The sequence below is a fragment of the Virgibacillus sp. MG-45 genome (assembly GCF_036409425.1).
Taxonomy (GTDB): Bacteria; Bacillota; Bacilli; order Bacillales; family Amphibacillaceae; genus LDC-1.
In genome coordinates, this window is sequence record NZ_JAXOFU010000011.1 from 18,747 (window position 1) to 38,900 (window position 20,154).

Annotated in this window: 21 protein-coding genes and 1 other annotated feature; all 21 genes read left to right on the plus strand. The window is 40.8% G+C overall.

Annotated features, from left to right (window positions below; translation table 11 throughout):
• Window positions 1-14: 14 nt before the first annotated feature.
• Window positions 15-155 (plus strand) — a sequence feature (ribosomal protein L10 leader region).
• A gap of 30 nt (window positions 156-185) precedes the next feature.
• The 21 genes from rplJ (at window position 186) to rpsQ (ending at window position 20,113) form a co-directional block, all read left to right on the plus strand.
• A complete protein-coding gene (gene rplJ, locus SPK86_RS12295) occupies window positions 186-686 on the plus strand; it encodes a 50S ribosomal protein L10 (protein ID WP_330949489.1) in 501 nt (166 codons plus the stop codon).
• A gap of 57 nt (window positions 687-743) precedes the next feature.
• Window positions 744-1,109 carry a 50S ribosomal protein L7/L12 gene (gene rplL, locus SPK86_RS12300; RefSeq protein ID WP_330949490.1) on the plus strand — a complete coding sequence of 122 codons (366 nt, stop codon included), beginning with the start codon at window positions 744-746 and terminating at the stop codon, window positions 1,107-1,109.
• Window positions 1,110-1,236: 127 nt separating this feature from the next.
• Entirely contained in the window at window positions 1,237-1,839 is a 603-nt protein-coding gene (locus tag SPK86_RS12305; protein ID WP_284141005.1) for a class I SAM-dependent methyltransferase, read from the plus strand.
• A 547-nt stretch (window positions 1,840-2,386) separates the two neighbouring features.
• Window positions 2,387-5,923 carry a DNA-directed RNA polymerase subunit beta gene (rpoB, locus tag SPK86_RS12310; protein WP_330949491.1) on the plus strand — a complete coding sequence of 1,179 codons (3,537 nt, stop codon included), beginning with the start codon at window positions 2,387-2,389 and terminating at the stop codon, window positions 5,921-5,923.
• A 146-nt stretch (window positions 5,924-6,069) separates the two neighbouring features.
• Window positions 6,070-9,675, plus strand: coding sequence for a DNA-directed RNA polymerase subunit beta' (gene rpoC, locus SPK86_RS12315; protein ID WP_330949492.1), 3,606 nt, complete (start codon window positions 6,070-6,072; stop codon window positions 9,673-9,675).
• Between the two features lie 216 nt (window positions 9,676-9,891).
• Window positions 9,892-10,143, plus strand: a complete 252-nt coding sequence (locus tag SPK86_RS12320) for a ribosomal L7Ae/L30e/S12e/Gadd45 family protein (protein WP_284141008.1) — start codon at window positions 9,892-9,894, stop codon at window positions 10,141-10,143.
• 150 nt (window positions 10,144-10,293) lie between these two features.
• The gene (rpsL, locus tag SPK86_RS12325) at window positions 10,294-10,713 is read left to right on the plus strand and encodes a 30S ribosomal protein S12 (RefSeq protein ID WP_284141009.1); all 420 of its coding nucleotides are present in this window, start codon (window positions 10,294-10,296) and stop codon (window positions 10,711-10,713) included.
• A gap of 38 nt (window positions 10,714-10,751) precedes the next feature.
• On the plus strand, window positions 10,752-11,222 hold the full coding sequence (gene rpsG, locus SPK86_RS12330; RefSeq protein WP_284141010.1) for a 30S ribosomal protein S7: 471 nt from the start codon (window positions 10,752-10,754) through the stop codon (window positions 11,220-11,222).
• A gap of 38 nt (window positions 11,223-11,260) precedes the next feature.
• Window positions 11,261-13,339 carry an elongation factor G gene (fusA, locus tag SPK86_RS12335; RefSeq protein WP_284141011.1) on the plus strand — a complete coding sequence of 693 codons (2,079 nt, stop codon included), beginning with the start codon at window positions 11,261-11,263 and terminating at the stop codon, window positions 13,337-13,339.
• A 128-nt stretch (window positions 13,340-13,467) separates the two neighbouring features.
• Window positions 13,468-14,658 carry an elongation factor Tu gene (gene tuf / locus SPK86_RS12340; RefSeq protein WP_284141012.1) on the plus strand — a complete coding sequence of 397 codons (1,191 nt, stop codon included), beginning with the start codon at window positions 13,468-13,470 and terminating at the stop codon, window positions 14,656-14,658.
• A gap of 418 nt (window positions 14,659-15,076) precedes the next feature.
• Window positions 15,077-15,385, plus strand: a complete 309-nt coding sequence (gene rpsJ / locus SPK86_RS12345) for a 30S ribosomal protein S10 (protein ID WP_284141079.1) — start codon at window positions 15,077-15,079, stop codon at window positions 15,383-15,385.
• Between the two features lie 27 nt (window positions 15,386-15,412).
• Window positions 15,413-16,042 carry a 50S ribosomal protein L3 gene (rplC, locus tag SPK86_RS12350; RefSeq protein ID WP_284141013.1) on the plus strand — a complete coding sequence of 210 codons (630 nt, stop codon included), beginning with the start codon at window positions 15,413-15,415 and terminating at the stop codon, window positions 16,040-16,042.
• A gap of 26 nt (window positions 16,043-16,068) precedes the next feature.
• Window positions 16,069-16,692: a 50S ribosomal protein L4 gene (gene rplD, locus SPK86_RS12355; RefSeq protein WP_284141014.1), complete on the plus strand. Its 624-nt coding sequence runs from the start codon at window positions 16,069-16,071 to the stop codon at window positions 16,690-16,692.
• The gene (gene rplW, locus SPK86_RS12360; protein WP_284141015.1) at window positions 16,692-16,979 is read left to right on the plus strand and encodes a 50S ribosomal protein L23; all 288 of its coding nucleotides are present in this window, start codon (window positions 16,692-16,694) and stop codon (window positions 16,977-16,979) included. The genes rplD and rplW overlap by 1 nt, the downstream gene beginning before the upstream one ends.
• Window positions 16,980-17,011: 32 nt before the next feature.
• Window positions 17,012-17,842, plus strand: coding sequence for a 50S ribosomal protein L2 (gene rplB, locus SPK86_RS12365; RefSeq protein WP_284141016.1), 831 nt, complete (start codon window positions 17,012-17,014; stop codon window positions 17,840-17,842).
• Window positions 17,843-17,898: 56 nt separating this feature from the next.
• Window positions 17,899-18,177, plus strand: coding sequence for a 30S ribosomal protein S19 (gene rpsS, locus SPK86_RS12370; RefSeq protein WP_284141017.1), 279 nt, complete (start codon window positions 17,899-17,901; stop codon window positions 18,175-18,177).
• An 18-nt stretch (window positions 18,178-18,195) separates the two neighbouring features.
• Window positions 18,196-18,537: a 50S ribosomal protein L22 gene (gene rplV / locus SPK86_RS12375; protein WP_284141018.1), complete on the plus strand. Its 342-nt coding sequence runs from the start codon at window positions 18,196-18,198 to the stop codon at window positions 18,535-18,537.
• Between the two features lie 3 nt (window positions 18,538-18,540).
• Window positions 18,541-19,182, plus strand: a complete 642-nt coding sequence (gene rpsC, locus SPK86_RS12380) for a 30S ribosomal protein S3 (protein WP_284141019.1) — start codon at window positions 18,541-18,543, stop codon at window positions 19,180-19,182.
• Window positions 19,183-19,200: 18 nt separating this feature from the next.
• Window positions 19,201-19,635, plus strand: a complete 435-nt coding sequence (gene rplP, locus SPK86_RS12385) for a 50S ribosomal protein L16 (protein WP_284141020.1) — start codon at window positions 19,201-19,203, stop codon at window positions 19,633-19,635.
• Window positions 19,625-19,825 carry a 50S ribosomal protein L29 gene (gene rpmC / locus SPK86_RS12390; RefSeq protein ID WP_284141021.1) on the plus strand — a complete coding sequence of 67 codons (201 nt, stop codon included), beginning with the start codon at window positions 19,625-19,627 and terminating at the stop codon, window positions 19,823-19,825. Before rplP ends, rpmC begins: the two co-directional genes overlap by 11 nt.
• A 24-nt stretch (window positions 19,826-19,849) precedes the next feature.
• Window positions 19,850-20,113 (plus strand): 30S ribosomal protein S17, encoded by a 264-nt coding sequence (rpsQ, locus tag SPK86_RS12395; RefSeq protein WP_284141022.1) that lies wholly within the window; start codon window positions 19,850-19,852, stop codon window positions 20,111-20,113.
• The last annotated feature ends 41 nt before the right edge of the window (window positions 20,114-20,154 follow it).

Below are 20,154 nucleotides of genomic sequence, written 5' to 3' on the forward strand. Positions count from 1 at the left end.
CTAAGTAACGTTATTTAACTGAATACATTATACCGTAGACAGTAGGGGCACTACGCTTAATAACCTGCCGAGGTGTTTGAACAAATAAAATGATTCGTTTATGATATTTGTCAACAAAGCCTCCATGTCTACATGGGGGCTTTGCTTTTTGTACGGTATGATGAATTGCTTTAGGAGGTGGAACAATGTCTAGCATTATGGAACAGAAAAAACAGCTTGTTGAAGAAATCGCTGATAAATTCCGTGCAAGTCAATCTACAGTATTGGTTGACTATCGTGGTCTTGATGTAGCTGAAGTGACTGAATTGCGTAAACAGCTTCGCGAAGCTGGTGTGGAATTCAAGGTTTACAAAAACACAATGACTCGTCGCGCTGCTGAAAGTGTGGAGTTAGGTGAGTTGAGTGAACTTCTAGTAGGCCCAACTGCGATTGCATTTAGTAATGAAGATGTAGTAGCACCTGCAAAGATCATCAATAACTTTGCTAAGGATCATGAAGCATTGGAGATCAAAGCGGGCGTTATCGAAGGCAAGGTGGCAACACTTGATCAAATTAAAGAGCTTGCAGAACTACCAAATTACGAAGGTATGGTATCTATGCTACTCAGCGTGCTACAAGCACCAATTCGCAACTTTGCTTATGCAGCAAAGGCTATTGCGGAGCAGAAGGAAGAACAAGGCGCTTAAGCTGGCAACATGTCAGTAAGTCAGTTAATAAAACAATAAAAAATAGGAGGAACAATCATGACAAAAGAACAAATTATTGATGCTATTAAAGAAATGTCTGTATTAGATTTAAACGATCTTGTTAAAGCAATTGAAGAAGAATTTGGAGTAACAGCAGCAGCTCCAGTAGCAGTAGCTGGAGGAGCAGCGGCAGGTGGCGCAGCTGAAGAGAAAACTGAATTTGATGTTGTGCTTGAAAACGCTGGCGCATCTAAAATCAAAGTTGTTAAAGCAGTTCGCGAAATCACTGGTCTTGGCTTGAAAGATGCAAAAGACCTTGTAGACAACGCTCCTAAAGCAGTAAAAGAAGGCGTTTCTAAAGATGAAGCAGAAGAAGTTAAAGCGAAGCTTGAAGAAGCTGGAGCAACTGTAGAAGTTAAATAATTTTGGTGTCAATCGATTCGATTGATTCCCATAGATTGGAGCTCGTCGTCATGCGACGGGCTCTATATTTACACTCAACGAATTGTATATCTTCTAACATTGATTACAAAACAAAGTAGGTGCCCGAATGGCTGAGCATTACTTTTCACAAAAACCCCAATCTACAAGTTCACCCAAGAAATGGACGTATCAATTACGCGAACGCAATTTTACTTTTACGAGTGATGTCGGTGTATTTTCCAAGCATGAAGTTGATTTTGGTTCTAGATTATTGATTGAACAATTTCAAGAGCCATCTATTTCAGGAGATATTCTAGATGTCGGCTGTGGCTATGGGCCAATTGGAATTGCGCTAGCAGCTAGCTTTTCTGATCGGAAGGTTATTATGTCTGATGTAAATGAGCGGGCTTTGCAGCTTGCGCGGGAAAATGCGGAGCAGAATAACATTACGAATGTCGATTTCATCAAAAGTGATCGCTTTTCAAACTTAAAAGAGATTCAACTTGCTGCAATCGTTACAAACCCGCCGATACGGGCAGGAAAAAAAGTAGTTCATGGTATTTTTGAAGAAAGCAAACCAGCCTTAATAAAGGGTGGGGAGCTATGGACAGTAATTCAAAAAAAGCAAGGCGCCCCATCAGCAAAGGATAAATTAGAAGAGCTCTTCGGTAATGTAGAAACTGTTGCTCGGGATAAAGGTTATTTTATTTTTCGAGCTGTTAATGATTGACCTTGGTTTGTTGTTATGATAATATAATTAAATGCTAACATGGGATTTCTTTTGTCAAGAAAAACTTTCAAGAGAAAATGCTATGTATAAATCATTGGCGTTGGGAAACAATGGTAAAATAGCCGAATTATGCACGGAGTGTTGTTGGAATAGTGTTGGAGGCAATAAAAAAATAGTCAATCAAGGTTTTTTTATAAAAACCTTTTTTCTATTTGTGTCTATTGCTGATTATTGTTTTTCAGCATCAGTGCGTGTGTATCTACATAGTAAAGTGGGTTATTTCTTTAAAAATGATACCCCATAATGATGTGGATGGCAAGTGCATTCTTAGAAATGTATGTTCTATACGGTTCATTCTGTATCGGAATGCGCGTATGCGAGCTTAGGAGAATGCTATCATTCACCCGGTTGTTAATGATGGATAAGTATCTTTCGTATGTCCAGGAGGAGATAATTTGCTTTGTTAAGTAAAGTTAGATCCTTCTAAAAAATATATTCATTTTGTTTGTTCGCAAACAAAAAATGCATGAGTTGAGAGGTGAAGCAGTTGACAGGTCAACTAGTTCAATATGGACGCCACCGTAAGCGTAGAAGCTATGCGCGTATCAGTGAAGTATTGGAATTACCTAATTTAATCGAAATTCAAACCGCTTCCTATCATTGGTTTTTGGAAGAAGGTTTGAGAGAAATGTTTCAAGACATTTCTCCAATCGAGGATTTTGCAGGAAATTTATCGCTAGAGTTTGTTGATTATAGTCTTGGCGAACCAAAATATCCTGTAGATGAATCAAAAGATCGAGATGTCACCTATAATGCTCCACTTCGAGTAAAGGTTCGTTTGATTAATAACGAAACAGGTGAAGTAAAAGAGCAGGAAGTATTTATGGGAGATTTTCCACTGATGACCGATACGGGAACCTTTATTATTAATGGTGCAGAGCGTGTCATCGTATCACAACTCGTACGCTCCCCGAGCGTGTATTACAATGAAAAGTTCGATAAAAATGGGAAACGAGGGATTGCGGCAACCGTTATTCCTAACCGTGGTGCATGGTTGGAATTTGAAACGGACGCAAAAGACGTCGCATACGTGCGCATTGATCGTACGCGAAAGCTTCCAATTACCGTTTTGTTACGAGCGCTTGGATTCGGATCAGACCAAGAAATCATTGATTTACTTGGTGAAAACGAATACCTAATGAATACGTTAGAAAAGGATAATACGGAAACAACCGAAAAAGCGTTACTTGAAATCTATGAACGCTTACGACCTGGTGAGCCGCCAACCGTAGATAATGCGAAGAGCCTACTTGTGTCACGGTTTTTTGATCCAAAACGCTATGACCTTGCACATGTCGGGCGTTATAAAATGAATAAAAAGTTACACTTAAAAAATAGATTATTTAACCAAGTGTTAGCAGAACCTGTAGTTGATCCAGAAACAGGGGAAGTGCTTGCGCAAAAAGGCGAAAAGCTAGAAAGAAAGCTTTTAAATAAGCTTATTCCTTATTTAGAAAAAACAGAAGACACACTAGGGGAATACACTTTCCAACCAGAGGATGGTGTGCTAGAAGATCCTATTCAATTACAGTCGATTAAAATTGTCGACCCTACTGATCCGAGTGGTGAGAAAGAGCTGACAGTAATAGGTAATGGTAATGTTGATTCAAGTGTGAAGAACATTACACCAGCAGATATTTTAGCTTCGATCAGCTATTTCTTTAACCTACTTCATCATGTAGGCGACACGGATGATATTGATCATCTAGGTAATCGTCGTTTGCGTTCAGTTGGGGAATTGCTACAGAACCAATTTAGAATTGGACTTTCTCGTATGGAGCGTGTTGTTCGTGAGCGGATGTCCATTCAGGATACATCTAGCATAACGCCACAACACTTGATAAACATACGACCTGTTATTGCGTCTATCAAAGAGTTCTTTGGAAGCTCTCAGTTATCGCAGTTTATGGATCAGACGAATCCATTAGCGGAGCTTACACATAAGCGTCGTTTATCAGCGCTTGGACCAGGTGGACTAACGCGTGAGCGTGCAGGTTTTGAAGTGCGTGACGTACACTACTCCCACTATGGTCGTATGTGTCCGATTGAAACGCCTGAGGGACCAAACATTGGTTTGATCAACTCCTTGTCTAGTTATGCGAAAGTAAATAAATTTGGGTTTATTGAAACACCGTATCGTCGTGTTGATCCAGATACCGGGAAAGTAACCTCCCAAATTGATTATCTTACTGCAGATGAAGAGGATAATTTTGTTGTAGCGCAAGCGAATGCTCGACTTGGTGAAGATGGGACGTTTATTGATGATGAAGTCATTGCCCGTTTCCGTGGTGAAAACACCATCGTTCCGCGAGAGCAGCTTGATTATATGGACGTTTCGCCGAAACAAGTTGTATCAGCTGCGACTGCATGTATTCCGTTCCTGGAAAACGATGACTCTAACCGTGCGTTAATGGGAGCAAACATGCAACGACAAGCAGTTCCTTTACTGAAGCCAGAAGCACCAATTGTTGGGACAGGGATGGAATATGTATCTGGAAAAGATTCTGGAGCAGCGATTATTTGTCGCAATGAAGGTATTGTTGAAAGTGTCGAGGCAAAAGAAATTGTCGTTCGTCGCACTTCGACAGTTGATGGTAAGGAAGTAAAAGGAGATACAGATCGATATCGTTTACAAAAGTATGTTCGTTCCAACCAAGGAACTTGTTATAACCAGCGTCCGATTGTCCAAGAAGGAGATCGTGTTGTAAAAGGTGAAATTCTCGCTGATGGTCCTTCAATGGAAGATGGAGAGCTTGCACTTGGACGTAATGTTCTTGTGGGCTTCATGACGTGGGAAGGTTACAACTATGAGGATGCTATTATCATGAGTGAGCGCCTCGTTAAAGATGATGTATATACGTCTGTTCATATTGAAGAGTATGAGTCTGAGGCTAGAGATACAAAGCTAGGACCAGAAGAAATCACACGTGATATTCCAAACGTAGGTGAAGATGCACTTAAAAACCTAAACGAAAGTGGTATTATACGCGTTGGAGCAGAAGTAAAAGATGGTGATATTCTTGTAGGGAAGGTTACTCCAAAAGGTGTTACCGAACTATCTGCCGAAGAACGATTACTTCACGCAATCTTTGGTGAAAAAGCGCGTGAGGTTCGAGATACATCACTTCGTGTACCGCATGGAGCAGGTGGAATTGTACTTGACGTTAAGATTTTTAACCGTGAAGATGGCGATGAATTGCCACCAGGTGTAAATGAACTGGTACGTGTCTATATCGTTCAGAAGCGTAAAATTCACGAAGGCGATAAAATGGCTGGACGTCACGGAAATAAAGGGGTTATCTCTAAGATTCTTCCGGAAGAAGATATGCCATACCTTCCAGATGGTACGCCGATTGATATTATGCTTAACCCATTAGGTGTTCCTTCTCGTATGAATATTGGACAGGTGTTTGAGCTTCATTTAGGGATGGCTGCAAGGCAGTTAGGACTACATGTTGCTTCGCCGGTATTTGATGGAGCAACCGAACAAGATGTTTGGGATACATTAGAAGAAGCTGGTATGCCTCGGGATGCCAAAACAGTATTGTACGATGGAAGAACGGGAGAAGCCTTTGACAATCGTGTATCTGTCGGTATCATGTATATGATTAAATTGGCACACATGGTTGATGACAAGTTACATGCTCGTTCAACTGGACCATATTCACTTGTTACACAACAACCATTAGGTGGTAAAGCACAATTTGGTGGTCAGCGCTTTGGTGAAATGGAAGTGTGGGCACTTGAAGCATATGGTGCAGCATACACCCTTCAAGAAATCCTGACTGTGAAATCAGATGATGTTGTTGGTCGTGTGAAAACATACGAGTCCATCGTTAAAGGCGAGAACGTACCTGAGCCTGGTGTTCCAGAGTCATTTAAGGTTCTTATCAAGGAATTACAAAGTCTTGGTATGGATGTTAAAATTCTAGCTGGTGATGAGACAGAAATAGAGATGCGTGAGCTTGAAGAAGAAGAAACACAAGCAGCAAGCAAGCTAAATCTGGAAGTAGAAGAAAACTAGGGTTTAAGCAGGTATTGTAAAAGAACTCAAAACTAAACGATAGCATTGCATGAAATCGGTATGCATACCGATTTCATGCCATCTCGTTTTTAGATAGCATTGGATACTTTTTAGCAAAATCGTACATTAAAAGGGAGGTAGGCCCCTTGCTAGATGTAAATAATTTTGAGTATATGAAAATCGGCTTGGCTTCACCGGAAAAGATACGCTCGTGGTCTTACGGAGAAGTAAAGAAACCAGAAACGATTAACTATCGTACGTTAAAACCTGAAAAAGACGGCTTGTTCTGTGAGCGTATTTTTGGACCGCAAAAAGACTGGGAATGTCATTGTGGAAAGTATAAGCGTGTACGCTATAAGGGCGTCGTTTGTGACCGTTGTGGTGTTGAAGTAACGAAGGCAAAAGTCCGTCGTGAACGGATGGGTCATATTGAGCTTGCTGCACCAGTTTCCCACATATGGTACTTCAAAGGGATTCCAAGTAGAATGGGGCTTGTTTTAGACATGTCTCCAAGAGCATTGGAAGAAGTTATTTACTTTGCTGCTTATATCGTTACAGAGCCAGGCAACACTCCTTTGGAGAAAAAGCAACTACTTTCCGAAAAAGAGTATCGCACGTATTATGAAAAATACGGTAGTTCTTTTAAAGCGCAAATGGGTGCAGAAGCGATTCGGAAATTATTGCAAGATATTAATCTTGAAAAAGAAGTAGATGCACTTAAGGAAGAATTAAAAACGGCTCAAGGGCAGCGGAGAACAAGAGCTATCAAGCGCTTAGAAGTAATGGAAGCATTCCGTCATTCTGGAAACGATCCATCATGGATGGTATTAGACGTACTTCCTGTTATTCCGCCGGAAATCCGACCAATGGTACAGCTTGATGGTGGACGCTTTGCGACATCTGATTTGAATGATCTTTATCGCCGAGTGATTAACCGTAACAATCGTCTAAAGCGACTATTAGATCTTGGTGCGCCGAGTATTATTGTTCAAAATGAAAAGCGCATGCTTCAAGAAGCTGTCGATGCATTAATCGATAATGGCCGTAGAGGTCGTCCTGTGACAGGACCAGGAAACAGACCATTGAAATCCTTGTCACATATGTTAAAAGGAAAACAAGGTCGTTTCCGTCAAAACTTACTCGGTAAACGTGTTGATTATTCAGGACGTTCTGTTATCGTAGTTGGTCCAAATCTTCAAATGTATCAGTGTGGACTACCGAAAGAAATGGCATTAGAGCTCTTTAAACCATTTGTGATGAAAGAACTTGTTGCAAATGGAATTGCACATAACATTAAATCAGCAAAACGTAAGATTGAGCGCATGCATCCAGATGTATGGGATGTTCTTGAAGAAGTAATTAAAGAACATCCGGTGTTACTGAACAGGGCACCAACTTTGCATAGATTAGGAATCCAGGCTTTTGAACCTACTTTAGTTGAAGGCCGCGCGATCCGCTTACATCCACTCGTTTGTACAGCGTATAACGCTGACTTTGATGGGGACCAAATGGCGGTTCACGTTCCATTATCTGCGGAAGCACAAGCAGAAGCTAGAATCTTAATGCTAGCAGCCCAAAACATTCTTAACCCGAAAGATGGTAAGCCGGTTGTTACGCCATCACAGGATATGGTATTAGGTAACTATTACCTCACACTAGAGCGCGAAGATGCGATTGGTGAAGGTAGCATATTTAAGGATGTCAATGAGGCAATCATTGCATATCAGAATGGATATGTTCATTTGCACACACGTGTTGCTGTAAAAGCATCTAGTGTGAATAACAAAACATTTAATGAAGAACAGCAAGGACAATTGCTCCTTACCACCGTAGGGAAATTAATCTTCAATGAAATTTTGCCAGATTCATTCCCATATATTAACGAACCAACAAAGTTAAACCTTGAAGTTCGTACACCTGAAAAATATTTTGTGGAAAAAGGTACAAATATCAAAGAAGAAATTAAAGCGCGTGAAATTGTGAAGCCATTTAAAAAAGGTTTCCTAGGAGACATCATTGCAGAAGTGTTCAAACGCTTTAAAATCAGTGAGACTTCTAAAATGCTTGACCGAATGAAAAACCTCGGTTTTAGATATTCTACAAAGGCAGGTATGACTGTTGGGGTATCTGATATAGTTGTATTAGCTGAAAAAGATGAAATTCTTATTGAGGCACAAGAGAAAGTAGATAGAGTACTAAAGCAATTCCGTCGTGGATTAATCACAGAGGAAGAGCGTTATGATCGTGTTATTGCCATTTGGTCACAGGCGAAGGATACAATCCAAGATAAGCTAATGGACTCCCTGGATAACCGAAATCCAATCTTTATGATGAGTGATTCTGGAGCAAGGGGTAACGCATCCAACTTTACACAGTTAGCTGGAATGCGTGGTCTAATGGCCAACCCGGCTGGACGTATCATTGAATTACCGATCAAATCAAGCTTCCGTGAAGGTTTAACCGTTCTAGAATACTTTATTTCTACACACGGAGCGCGTAAAGGATTAGCCGATACAGCATTGAAGACAGCTGACTCTGGTTACCTAACACGTCGTCTCGTTGATGTGGCGCAAGATGTAATCGTTCGTGAAACGGATTGTGGAACAGATCGTGGTTTGGCTGTTGCTGCACTAACTGACGGCTCTGAAATGATTGAGCCATTAATCGATCGATTAATTGGTAGAACAGCATTTGAAACAGTGAAACATCCAGAGTCAGGCGAAGTGATTGTGGATCGTAACGAAATGATTACAGAAGATCAAGCAAAACAAATCGTAGAAGCTGGTATTGAAGAAGTTACCATACGCACAGTGTTCACATGTAACACGAAGCACGGTGTATGTAAGAAATGTTATGGACGCAACCTCGCTACAGGTGATCAGGTAGAAGTTGGAGAAGCAGTCGGAATCATTGCTGCTCAATCTATCGGAGAACCTGGTACACAGTTAACAATGCGTACCTTCCACACAGGTGGGGTAGCTGGAGACGATATTACCCAAGGTTTACCTCGTATCCAAGAGCTATTCGAAGCTCGTAATCCGAAAGGGCAGGCTGTAATTAGTGAACTTTATGGTACTGTACACGAGATTCAAGAAGCGAAGGATAAACAAGAGATTATCGTTCAAGGAGAAGTTGAACAACGTGCATACGCTGTTCCTTACAATGCTCGCTTGAAGGTTTCCGTAGGTGATGAAGTAATTGCTGGTCAAGAGCTAACGGAAGGATCTGTTGATCCAAAAGAATTAATCCGTGTGCAAGGCGTAGAAGGTGTTCAAGATTATCTATTACGCGAAGTACAACGTGTTTACCGTATGCAAGGGGTTGAAATTGGTGATAAGCACGTAGAAGTAATGGTGCGCCAAATGCTTCGTAAGATTCGGGTCGTTGATTCAGGAGAAACAGACGTACTCCCAGGATCATTACTTGAAATTCATCAATTCCGTGAAGCGAACCGAAAAGTTCTTCAAGAAGGAAAACAACCTGCAGTCGGTAAACCAGTATTACTTGGAATCACGAAAGCATCACTTGAGACAGATTCCTTCTTATCAGCAGCATCCTTCCAGGAGACTACACGTGTCCTTACAGATGCAGCGATTAAAGGTAAGCGTGATGAATTACTCGGATTAAAAGAGAACGTAATTATTGGTAAGCTTGTGCCAGCTGGAACTGGGATGCAACGCTATCGTAAAATTCAAGCCCCTACATTTGAGACAGAAGAAGCAGTTGAAGAGGCTGAAGAAACGATACAATAATTATTGTTTTACATGCTTGAAATAAAATAGGTATGGTGCGTGTAGGAAAAATGTTTTTAGAATGATAAAAAACACCTACACGCACATCCTATCTATTACAAAAAAAGACGGAAGTAACAACAAAAAAGTTAAAATTTTAATTGACATTAAAAAACGAGAATGATACTATATTCAAGGTGCTTCCGTTTTATTATTGTTACTTTGGAGGATGCGTAGATGTCTTATGAAAAAGTGACACAGGTTAAATCCCGTGCCATTATTGGTCTGAAACAGACATTGAAAGCTATGAAAAATGGCGAAGTAGATGAAGTTTACGTCGCAAATGATGCAGCACAACACATTACGAAAAAAGTGGTGGATTTAGCAAACACACTCGATATCCCATGCTATCATGTTGATTCAATGAAAGATCTAGGTGTTGCGTGTGGAATAGATGTTGGTGCGTCAACGGTAGCAATAAAGCGATAAGAGTTTTGGTGGAACGATGTTTCACGAAGGCTTTGTTTTTTACTTTAAGATGAACCACCTGGATGTGTGGGATTACAATAATCCTTGCCGTTCGTGGTTTTCTAATTCTTTTTTTGAGATATTTGCAAACTAGAAGGGAGGAAAACAAGAATGCCTACTATTAATCAACTCGTCCGTAAAGGTCGTGTAAGTAAGCCGAAAAAATCAGACTCTCCAGCGCTTAACAGAGGGTATAACAGCTTCAAAAAGAAAATGACAAATGTTAATTCACCACAAAAACGTGGCGTATGTACACGTGTTGGTACATTAACTCCGAAGAAGCCAAACTCTGCTCTTCGTAAATATGCGCGTGTTCGTTTGTCGAACAACATGGAAGTAACAGCATACATTCCTGGAATTGGTCACAATTTACAAGAACACAGTGTTGTATTGCTTCGTGGTGGTCGTGTAAAAGACTTACCAGGGGTTCGTTACCACATTGTACGTGGTGCATTGGACACAGCAGGTGTTGAAGGACGTGCACAAGGACGTTCTAAATACGGTACAAAAAAGCCAAAAGAAAAGAAATAATGTAGTAACAACTCAGAAATAGGAAAGGAGGGGGACATATGCCACGTAAAGGACCAGTACCTAAACGCGATGTCTTACCGGATCCACTTTATAATTCAAAATTAGTAACTCGTTTAATCAACCAAATCATGGTGGACGGAAAACGAGGAAAAGCAGAGAAGATTTTATACAATGCTTTTGAACTTGTTGGAGAAAGAAGCGGCCAAAATCCAATGGACGTTTTCGAACAAGCAATGAAAAATGTAATGCCTGTACTTGAGGTTAGAGCACGCCGTGTTGGAGGATCGAACTATCAAGTACCAATGGAAGTTCGCCCTGACCGTCGTCAAACTTTAGGTTTACGCTACCTCGTTAACTATGCACGTCTTCGTGGAGAAAAAACGATGGAAGAGCGTTTGGCAAATGAAATTCTTGATGCATCTAATAACACTGGAGCATCTGTTAAGAAACGTGAAGAAATGCATAAAATGGCAGAAGCGAACAAAGCATTCGCTCACTATCGCTGGTAAAACAAACCAAATAAGGTTTATAGGAAGGAGAAGAATACATGGCAAGAGAGTTCTCCTTGGAAAAGACGCGTAATATTGGGATTATGGCACATATTGATGCAGGTAAGACCACAACTACTGAGCGTATTCTTTTCTACACAGGACGTATTCATAAGATTGGTGAAACACATGAAGGTGCTTCACAGATGGACTGGATGGAGCAGGAGCAAGAACGTGGTATTACAATCACCTCTGCTGCTACAACTGCTCAATGGAAAGGTCATCGTATAAACATTATCGATACACCAGGACACGTAGACTTCACAGTGGAAGTTGAAAGATCATTACGTGTACTTGATGGAGCAGTAACTGTACTTGATGCACAATCAGGTGTAGAGCCACAAACAGAAACAGTATGGCGTCAAGCAACAACATACGGTGTACCGCGAATTGTATTCATTAACAAAATGGATAAAATCGGTGCAGATTTCCTTTACTCTACAGGTACTTTAAAAGACCGTCTAGGAGCAAATGCTCATCCGGTTCAGCTTCCTATTGGTGCTGAAGATCAGTTCGAAGGAATCATCGACCTTATTAACATGGAAGCACACTTCTATACAGATGATCTTGGAACAAAGGATGAATCTCGTGAGATTCCTGCAGAATACAAAGAGAAGGCTGAAGAGCTTCGTGCATCTCTTGTTGAAGCAGTGTCTGAGCTAGACGAAGAATTGATGATGAAGTTCTTAGAAGGAGAAGAAATCTCCAATGAAGAGCTTAAAAAAGCAATTCGTCAAGCTACATTAAATGTTGAATTTTACCCAGTATTCTGTGGTTCAGCATTTAAAAACAAAGGGGTTCAATTAATGCTTGATGGCGTTTTAGACTTCCTACCAGCACCTACAGACGTAGCTTCAATTGAAGGTGTTGTACCTGGCACTGAAGAAGAAGTAACACGCCCATCTGATGACAAAGCGCCATTCTCTGCTTTGGCATTTAAAGTTATGACAGACCCATTTGTTGGAAAGCTAACATTCTTCCGTGTGTATTCCGGAACATTAGAATCAGGTTCTTATGTTAAGAACTCTGTGAAAGATAAGCGTGAACGTGTAGGACGTATCCTACAAATGCACGCAAACCACCGCGAAGAAATCTCTGTTGTATATAGTGGAGAAATTGCTGCGGCAGTTGGTTTGAAAGATACATCAACAGGAGATACACTATGTGATGAAAAGAATCCAGTTATTCTTGAATCTATGGAATTCCCTGATCCAGTTATCTCTGTTGCGATTGAACCTAAAACAAAAGCAGATCAGGATAAAATGGGTATCGCTCTCGGTAAGTTAGCAGAAGAAGATCCTACATTTAAAACTGAAACAAATGCAGAGACAGGGCAAACAATTATTTCTGGAATGGGTGAACTTCACCTTGATATTATTGTTGACCGTCTAAAGCGTGAGTTTAAAGTAGAAGCAAACGTAGGAGCTCCACAGGTTGCTTATCGCGAAACATTCCGCTCTGCTGCTGATGTAGAAGGTAAATTTGTTCGCCAATCTGGTGGACGTGGACAGTACGGACATGTATGGATTCATTTCGAGCCGAACGAAGAAGGAGCAGGCTTCGAATTCGAAAACAAAATTGTCGGTGGTGTTGTACCTCGTGAATACATCCCTGCGGTTGAAGCTGGAGTGAGAGATGCAATGGCAAACGGTGTGTTAGCTGGCTATCCATTAATCGATGTAAAAGCTGCACTCTATGATGGAAGCTATCACGATGTCGACTCAAACGAGATGGCATTTAAAATCGCTGCATCCATGGCTTTGAAAGCTGCTAAAAACAAATGTAACCCTGTAATTCTTGAGCCGATTGAAAAAGTTGAAATCGTTGTTCCAGAAGAATACATGGGAGACATCATGGGTGATGTTACATCACGCCGTGGTCGTGTTGAAGGTATGGAAGCACGTGGTAATGCGCAAGTAATCAAAGCGTTTGTCCCACTTTCTGAAATGTTTGGTTATGCAACTGCATTACGTTCAAACACACAAGGACGTGGAACATATACAATGCACTTTGATCACTATGAAGAAGTACCAAAGAGTATTTCTGAAGAAATTATCAAGAAAAATGCAGGCGAATAATTGATTTTTTCTGCAATCTAACGTATAACTTTTGTTGAAGGCTTAGAAATAACGTGATAAGAAATGTGATTTCTAAGTTTATAAATAAAACTATAAATTCATTTATTTATTTAAAGGAGGAACTATAAATGGCTAAAGAAAAATTTGACCGCTCCAAATCGCACGTTAACATTGGTACTATTGGACACGTTGACCATGGTAAAACAACGTTAACTGCTGCGATTACAACTGTAATGCACAAGAAATCTGGTAAAGGTACTGCTATGGCTTATGACCAAATTGATGGTGCACCAGAAGAAAAAGAACGTGGAATTACAATTGCAACTTCTCACGTTGAGTATGAAACAGACACTCGTCACTATGCACACGTAGACTGCCCAGGACACGCTGACTATGTTAAAAACATGATCACTGGTGCTGCGCAAATGGACGGAGCTATCCTTGTAGTATCTGCTGCTGATGGTCCAATGCCACAAACTCGTGAGCACATCCTACTTTCACGTAACGTTGGGGTACCTGCAATTGTTGTATTCCTAAACAAATGTGATATGGTTGATGACGAAGAATTACTAGAACTAGTTGAAATGGAAGTTCGTGATCTATTAACTGAATACGAATTCCCTGGTGATGATGTACCAGTAGTAAAAGGTTCTGCACTTAAAGCACTTGAAGGCGATGCAGAATACGAAGAAAAAATCGTTGAATTGATGGCTGCAGTTGATGAGTACATCCCAACTCCAGCACGTGATACTGAAAAACCATTCATGATGCCAGTTGAGGACGTATTCTCAATCACTGGTCGTGGAACAGTTGCAACTGGACGTGTTGAGCGTGGACAAGTAAAAGTTGGAGACGAAGTTGAGATCATCGGTCTTGCAGAAGAGTCTTCAAAAACTACTGTAACAGGTGTTGAAATGTTCCGTAAGCTTCTTGATTATGCAGAAGCTGGAGATAACATTGGTGCACTTCTACGTGGTGTATCTCGTGAAGATATCAGCCGTGGTCAAGTACTTGCTAAGCCAGGTACAATTACACCACACACAAACTTCAAAGCAGAAGTTTATGTTCTATCTAAAGAAGAAGGTGGACGTCATACCCCATTCTTCTCAAACTATCGCCCACAGTTCTACTTCCGTACAACGGACGTAACTGGTGTTATCCAACTTCCAGAGGGAGTAGAAATGGTAATGCCTGGCGATAACATTGAAATGACAGTAGAATTGATCTCACCAATCGCGATCGAAGACGGAACTCGTTTCTCTATTCGTGAAGGTGGACGTACTGTTGGATCAGGCGTTGTTTCTTCTATCCAAAAATAAGTATTGATTTTCATTAAAAGAGGTTACGTGACGACGTAGCCTCTTTTTATCATTAAAAAATGCTTAACCAACTCTATTGTAAATGCGGATCAGCATGAGACAATGAACATAAGTTTGGCATTCAGCTGGCTTCCTCATAAACTATGAATCAATAGGACAACTTTCCCAACAAAAAAATCCCGTTCAACCCTTGCAATCACTATAAATAGTAAGTATAATACATAAATGTGCAACCAGAAGGTTTTTCTTAAAAAAAGGTTGCATTGACGGCATTCCTTCTATATAATAAGAATGTTGGTCATTAAAGGCGATGAAGTGAAAGGTTGTTGGCACACCCGGCCCCTTTGCCATGGCGGGCTGCCAAGAAATTTTCGCGGAGAATGTCTATTATAAAATGGGCGAAAAAGGAGGGAAAATAATGGCAAAAGAAAAAATCAGAATCCGTTTAAAAGCATATGATCACAGAATTCTAGATCAATCTGCTGAGAAAATCGTGGAAACTGCAAAGCGTTCAGGTGCAGCGGTATCAGGTCCAATTCCGTTACCAACGGAAAAGGCTGTCTACACAGTATTGCGCGCGGTGCACAAGTACAAAGATTCTCGTGAACAATTCGAAATGCGCACTCATAAGCGTTTAATCGATATTGTTAACCCAACACCACAAACAGTCGATTCATTAATGCGACTTGATCTACCATCTGGTGTTGATATAGAAATCAAATTATAATTTTTTATTTAATAGGAGGTGTAACGGATGACGAAAGGAATCTTAGGTCGTAAAATCGGCATGACACAGCTGTTTTCTGAAAGCGGAGAATTAATCCCTGTAACTGTTGTTCAAGCTGAGCCAAACGTAGTGCTTCAAAAGCGTACGATGGAAAACGATGGCTATGAAGCAATTCAAATTGGTTTTGCTGATAAGAAAGAATCACGTTCAAACAAGGCTGAAAAAGGGCATGCTGAAAAAGCAAACACAACCCCTAAGCGCTACGTTCGTGAAATCCGTAACGCAAACCTTGACGAATATGAAGTAGGTCAAGAGCTTAGCGTTGAATTATTTCAAGCGGGTGACATTGTAGATGTAACTGGAACTTCTAAAGGTAAAGGATTCCAAGGATCTATCAAGCGTCACAATCAATCACGCGGACCAATGGGTCACGGATCACATTATCATAGAGGTCCTGGTTCTATGGGAGCTGTTGATGCAATGCGCGTGTTCCCTGGTAAGAAACTTCCAGGACATATGGGTTCTGAACAAGTAACGATTCAAAATCTAGAAATCGTTAGTGTAGATACAGAACGTAATTTACTTTTGATCAAAGGCAATGTGCCTGGAGCAAAAAAATCATTCGTGAAAATTACGAGTGCAATAAAGGCTAAATAATCATAGACACGAAGGGAGGATATGTCATGCCTAAAGTAGCACTATTTAAACAAGATGGTTCACAGGTCGGAGATATCGAATTGAATGATTCTGTATTTGGCATTGAACCAAACACACATGTATTACATGAAGCAGTAGTGATGCAACGTGCATCATTGCGTCAAGGTACGCACAAGGTAAAAAACCGCTCAGAAGTACGCGGAGGCGGACGCAAACCATGGCGTCAAAAAGGTACTGGTAGAGCTCGTCAAGGTTCTATTCGATCACCACAATGGGTTGGCGGTGGAACTGTATTTGGTCCAACACCACGTAGCTACAGCTACAAGCTACCTAAAAAGGTTCGTCGTTTAGCTTTGAGATCTGCTTTATCTACTAAGGTAAAAGAAGAAAGCATTCTTGTGTTGGAGAATCTAGCTTTTGAAGCTCCAAAAACAAAAGAGTTTGTTAACATGCTAACTGCATTAAACGCAAATGGAAAAACACTTGTTGTGACTACAGAAAAAGACGAAAACGTTGTACGTTCTGCTAACAACCTTCAAAAAGTAAAGGTTTTAACAGTTGAAGAGGTTAACGTTTTAGACTTGCTGTTGCATGACAAGCTGATTTTAACAAAAGATGCAGCTGAAAAAGCAGGGGAGGTGCTTTCATAATGAAAGATGCACGCGACGTAATCAAACGCCCTGTCATTACAGAAAACTCTGCTGATCTTATGGCGGAGAAAAAGTATACGTTTGAAGTAAACCCGAAAGCAAACAAGACGGAAATCAAAGATGCTGTTGAAACAATCTTTGGTGTAAAAGTCTTAAAGGTAAATACAATGAACGTTAAAGGTAAGTTTAAAAGAATGGGACGCTATGGCGGATACCGTTCAGACCGTAAGAAAGCAATTGTTCAGCTATCTGAAGATAGCAAGGAACTAGACTTCTTTGAAGCATAAGATTTTAACTTAACGTGAAGGAGGGAAAAAAGATGGCGATTAAAAAATTCAGACCTACCTCAAATGGTAGACGTAATATGTCTGTATTAGATTTTGCTGAAATCACTACAGACACTCCGGAAAAATCCCTATTAAGTCCACTACACAAACGCGGCGGACGTAATAACCAAGGGAAATTAACGGTTCGTCATCAAGGCGGCGGGCACAAGCGTCAATACCGTATTATCGACTTTAAACGCGATAAAGATGGAATACCAGGACGCGTTGCTACGATCGAATATGATCCAAACCGCACAGCAAACATTGCTTTGATTCATTATGTAGATGGTGAAAAGCGTTATATATTAGCACCAAAAGGGTTAAAGGTTGGCCAAGAAATTGAATCTGGAGAAAATGCAGATATCAAAGTAGGGAATGCGTTACCGTTAATAAACATTCCTGTTGGTACAATCATTCACAACATTGAATTAAAACCAGGCCGTGGTGGTCAACTTGTACGTTCTGCTGGTGCAGAAGCACAAATCCTTGGTCGTGAAGGTAAATACGTTCTTGTACGTCTTGGATCTGGCGAAGTACGTTTGATTCTAGCAACTTGCCGTGCTACAGTTGGCCAGGTTGGAAATCTTGAGCATGAACTTGTTCGTGTTGGGAAAGCAGGTCGTTCTCGTTGGTTAGGCAAGCGTCCTACTGTACGTGGATCTGTAATGAACCCGAATGATCACCCACACGGTGGTGGTGAAGGACGTGCGCCAATCGGACGTAAATCACCAATGTCACCATGGGGCAAACCTACACTTGGTTATAAGACACGTAAACGTAATAAGCCGTCCGATAAATATATCGTTCGTAAACGCAAAAAATAAGGCGATAGGATGATGGGTAAGAAACCCGTTTCTTAACTCTGAAAGGAGGTTTATCCATGGGTCGTAGTTTGAAAAAAGGACCTTTTGCAGATGACCATCTATTGAAAAAAATCGATCAATTGAACGAAGGCGACAAAAAGCAGGTTATTAAAACTTGGTCACGCCGTTCAACTATATTTCCAACATTCGTTGGTCACACGGTAGCTGTATATGACGGTCGCAAGCACGTACCGGTTTATATCACAGAAGACATGGTCGGACATAAATTAGGTGAATTCGCGCCAACCCGCACGTATAAAGGGCACGCTGGCGATGATAAGAAAACAAAACGCTAATGAGAGGAGGCACTCCACATGCAAGCTAAAGCCGTTGCGAAATCAGTTCGTATTGCTCCTCGTAAAGTACGGTTAGTTATTGATTTAATTCGAGGAAAAAGTGTTGGTGAAGCAGTAGCAATACTCCGCCATACACAACGAGGTGCTTCTCCAGTCGTAGAGAAAGTTTTAAAGTCTGCTATTGCTAATGCAGAGCACAACTACGAAATGGATCCGGATAGTTTAATCATTTCCGAAGCATTTGTAAATGAAGGAGTTACATTGAAACGCTTCCGTCCACGTGCACAAGGACGTGCAAGCAAAATCAACAAACGCACAAGCCACATTACAGTAGTGGTAACAGAAAAGAAGGAGGGATAGTCAGTGGGGCAAAAAGTACACCCAACGGGTCTTCGTGTCGGTATTATCAAAGACTGGGAGTCTAAATGGTACGCTGATAAAGACTACGCAGATCTTTTGCATGAAGATATTAAAATCAGAGAATATCTTGAAAACCGCTTAAGCACAGCTGCTGTATCTTCCATTGAAATTGAGCGTGCAGCAAACCGTGTTAATATTACTATTCACACTGGAAAGCCAGGTATGGTAATTGGTAAAGGCGGTTCTGAAGTTGAAGCATTACGTAAATCATTAAACAGCTTGACTGGCAAGCGTGTTCATATCAATATTGTTGAAATCAAGAAAGTAGATATTAACGCTAAATTGGTTGCAGACAACATTGCTCGTCAACTTGAAAATCGTATTTCATTCCGTCGTGCACAAAAGCAAGCAATCCAACGTGCAATGCGTGCAGGAGCAAAAGGAATTAAAACACAAGTTTCCGGACGTCTTGGAGGAGCAGATATTGCTCGTGCGGAACATTATAGTGAAGGAACAGTGCCATTACACACATTGCGTGCTGATATCGATTACGGTACAGCAGAAGCAGATACAACCTACGGTAAGCTAGGAGTAAAAGTGTGGATCTATCGTGGTGAAGTCCTTCCAACTAAATCCAAAAAATAAGGAAGGGGGAAATGCATTATGTTAATGCCTAAACGTGTTAAATATCGTAGACAACATCGTGGTAAAATGAGAGGCCAAGCAAAAGGTGGTACAACAGTATCATTTGGTGAGTTCGGTTTGCAGGCTCAAGAAGCGTCTTGGATTACAAGCCGTCAGATTGAAGCAGCTCGTATCGCAATGACACGTTACATGAAACGTGGCGGTAAAGTATGGATTAAAATTTTCCCTGACAAACCATATACTGCAAAACCCCTAGAAGTTCGTATGGGATCCGGTAAAGGGGCTCCAGAAGGATGGGTAGCAGTAGTTAAACCTGGGAAGGTAATGTTTGAGATCGCTGGTGTATCAGAAGAGGTTGCACGTGAAGCGTTGCGTCTTGCTTCTCATAAACTACCGATCAAAACTAAGTTCGTAAAACGTGAAGAAATTGGTGGTGAAATCAATGAAGGCTAATGAGATCAGAGAACTAACCACTGCCGAAATTGAACAAAAGGTAAAAGCAATGAAAGAAGAGCTATTCAACTTACGCTTTCAGCTTGCTACAGGTCAATTAGAAAACACTGCACGTATTCGTGAAGTGAAAAAAGCAATTGCCCGCATGAAAACTGTAATTCGTCAACGTGAATTAAGCGTAAATAACTGATAATGAGAGGAGGTTAGCCTCGGGATGACTGAACGTAATAATCGTAAAGTATACACAGGTCGTGTTGTTTCAGATAAAATGGATAAAACAATTACTGTGCTTGTAGAAACTTACAAGTTTCACAAATTGTATGGTAAGCGTGTTAAATATTCAAAGAAATTAAAAGCACATGATGAAAACAACCAAGCAAAGCTTGGAGACATCGTTCGTATCATGGAAACTCGTCCGCTATCAGCTACAAAACGCTTTCGTCTAGTTGAAGTTGTTGAAGAAGCGGTCATTATATAATTAAAGTTCGCTCGGAATGTATCCGAAGGGAGGTCATAGCG

What these genes read in the sequence shown, in the direction of transcription:
- rplD (WP_284141014.1), top strand. Translation starts at nt 16,069, where the DNA reads ATGCCTAAAGTAGCACTATTTAAACAAGATGGTTCACAGGTCGGAGAT.
- rplB (WP_284141016.1), top strand. Translation starts at nt 17,012, where the DNA reads ATGGCGATTAAAAAATTCAGACCTACCTCAAATGGTAGACGTAATATG.
- rplP (WP_284141020.1), top strand. Translation starts at nt 19,201, where the DNA reads ATGTTAATGCCTAAACGTGTTAAATATCGTAGACAACATCGTGGTAAA.
- rpmC (WP_284141021.1), top strand. Translation starts at nt 19,625, where the DNA reads ATGAAGGCTAATGAGATCAGAGAACTAACCACTGCCGAAATTGAACAA.
- rpsG (WP_284141010.1), top strand. Translation starts at nt 10,752, where the DNA reads ATGCCACGTAAAGGACCAGTACCTAAACGCGATGTCTTACCGGATCCA.
- rpsQ (WP_284141022.1), top strand. Translation starts at nt 19,850, where the DNA reads ATGACTGAACGTAATAATCGTAAAGTATACACAGGTCGTGTTGTTTCA.
- SPK86_RS12320 (WP_284141008.1), top strand. Translation starts at nt 9,892, where the DNA reads ATGTCTTATGAAAAAGTGACACAGGTTAAATCCCGTGCCATTATTGGT.
- tuf (WP_284141012.1), top strand. Translation starts at nt 13,468, where the DNA reads ATGGCTAAAGAAAAATTTGACCGCTCCAAATCGCACGTTAACATTGGT.
- rplC (WP_284141013.1), top strand. Translation starts at nt 15,413, where the DNA reads ATGACGAAAGGAATCTTAGGTCGTAAAATCGGCATGACACAGCTGTTT.
- rplJ (WP_330949489.1), top strand. Translation starts at nt 186, where the DNA reads ATGTCTAGCATTATGGAACAGAAAAAACAGCTTGTTGAAGAAATCGCT.
- rpsJ (WP_284141079.1), top strand. Translation starts at nt 15,077, where the DNA reads ATGGCAAAAGAAAAAATCAGAATCCGTTTAAAAGCATATGATCACAGA.
- rplV (WP_284141018.1), top strand. Translation starts at nt 18,196, where the DNA reads ATGCAAGCTAAAGCCGTTGCGAAATCAGTTCGTATTGCTCCTCGTAAA.
- rpsS (WP_284141017.1), top strand. Translation starts at nt 17,899, where the DNA reads ATGGGTCGTAGTTTGAAAAAAGGACCTTTTGCAGATGACCATCTATTG.
- rplW (WP_284141015.1), top strand. Translation starts at nt 16,692, where the DNA reads ATGAAAGATGCACGCGACGTAATCAAACGCCCTGTCATTACAGAAAAC.
- fusA (WP_284141011.1), top strand. Translation starts at nt 11,261, where the DNA reads ATGGCAAGAGAGTTCTCCTTGGAAAAGACGCGTAATATTGGGATTATG.
- rpsL (WP_284141009.1), top strand. Translation starts at nt 10,294, where the DNA reads ATGCCTACTATTAATCAACTCGTCCGTAAAGGTCGTGTAAGTAAGCCG.
- SPK86_RS12305 (WP_284141005.1), top strand. Translation starts at nt 1,237, where the DNA reads ATGGCTGAGCATTACTTTTCACAAAAACCCCAATCTACAAGTTCACCC.
- rplL (WP_330949490.1), top strand. Translation starts at nt 744, where the DNA reads ATGACAAAAGAACAAATTATTGATGCTATTAAAGAAATGTCTGTATTA.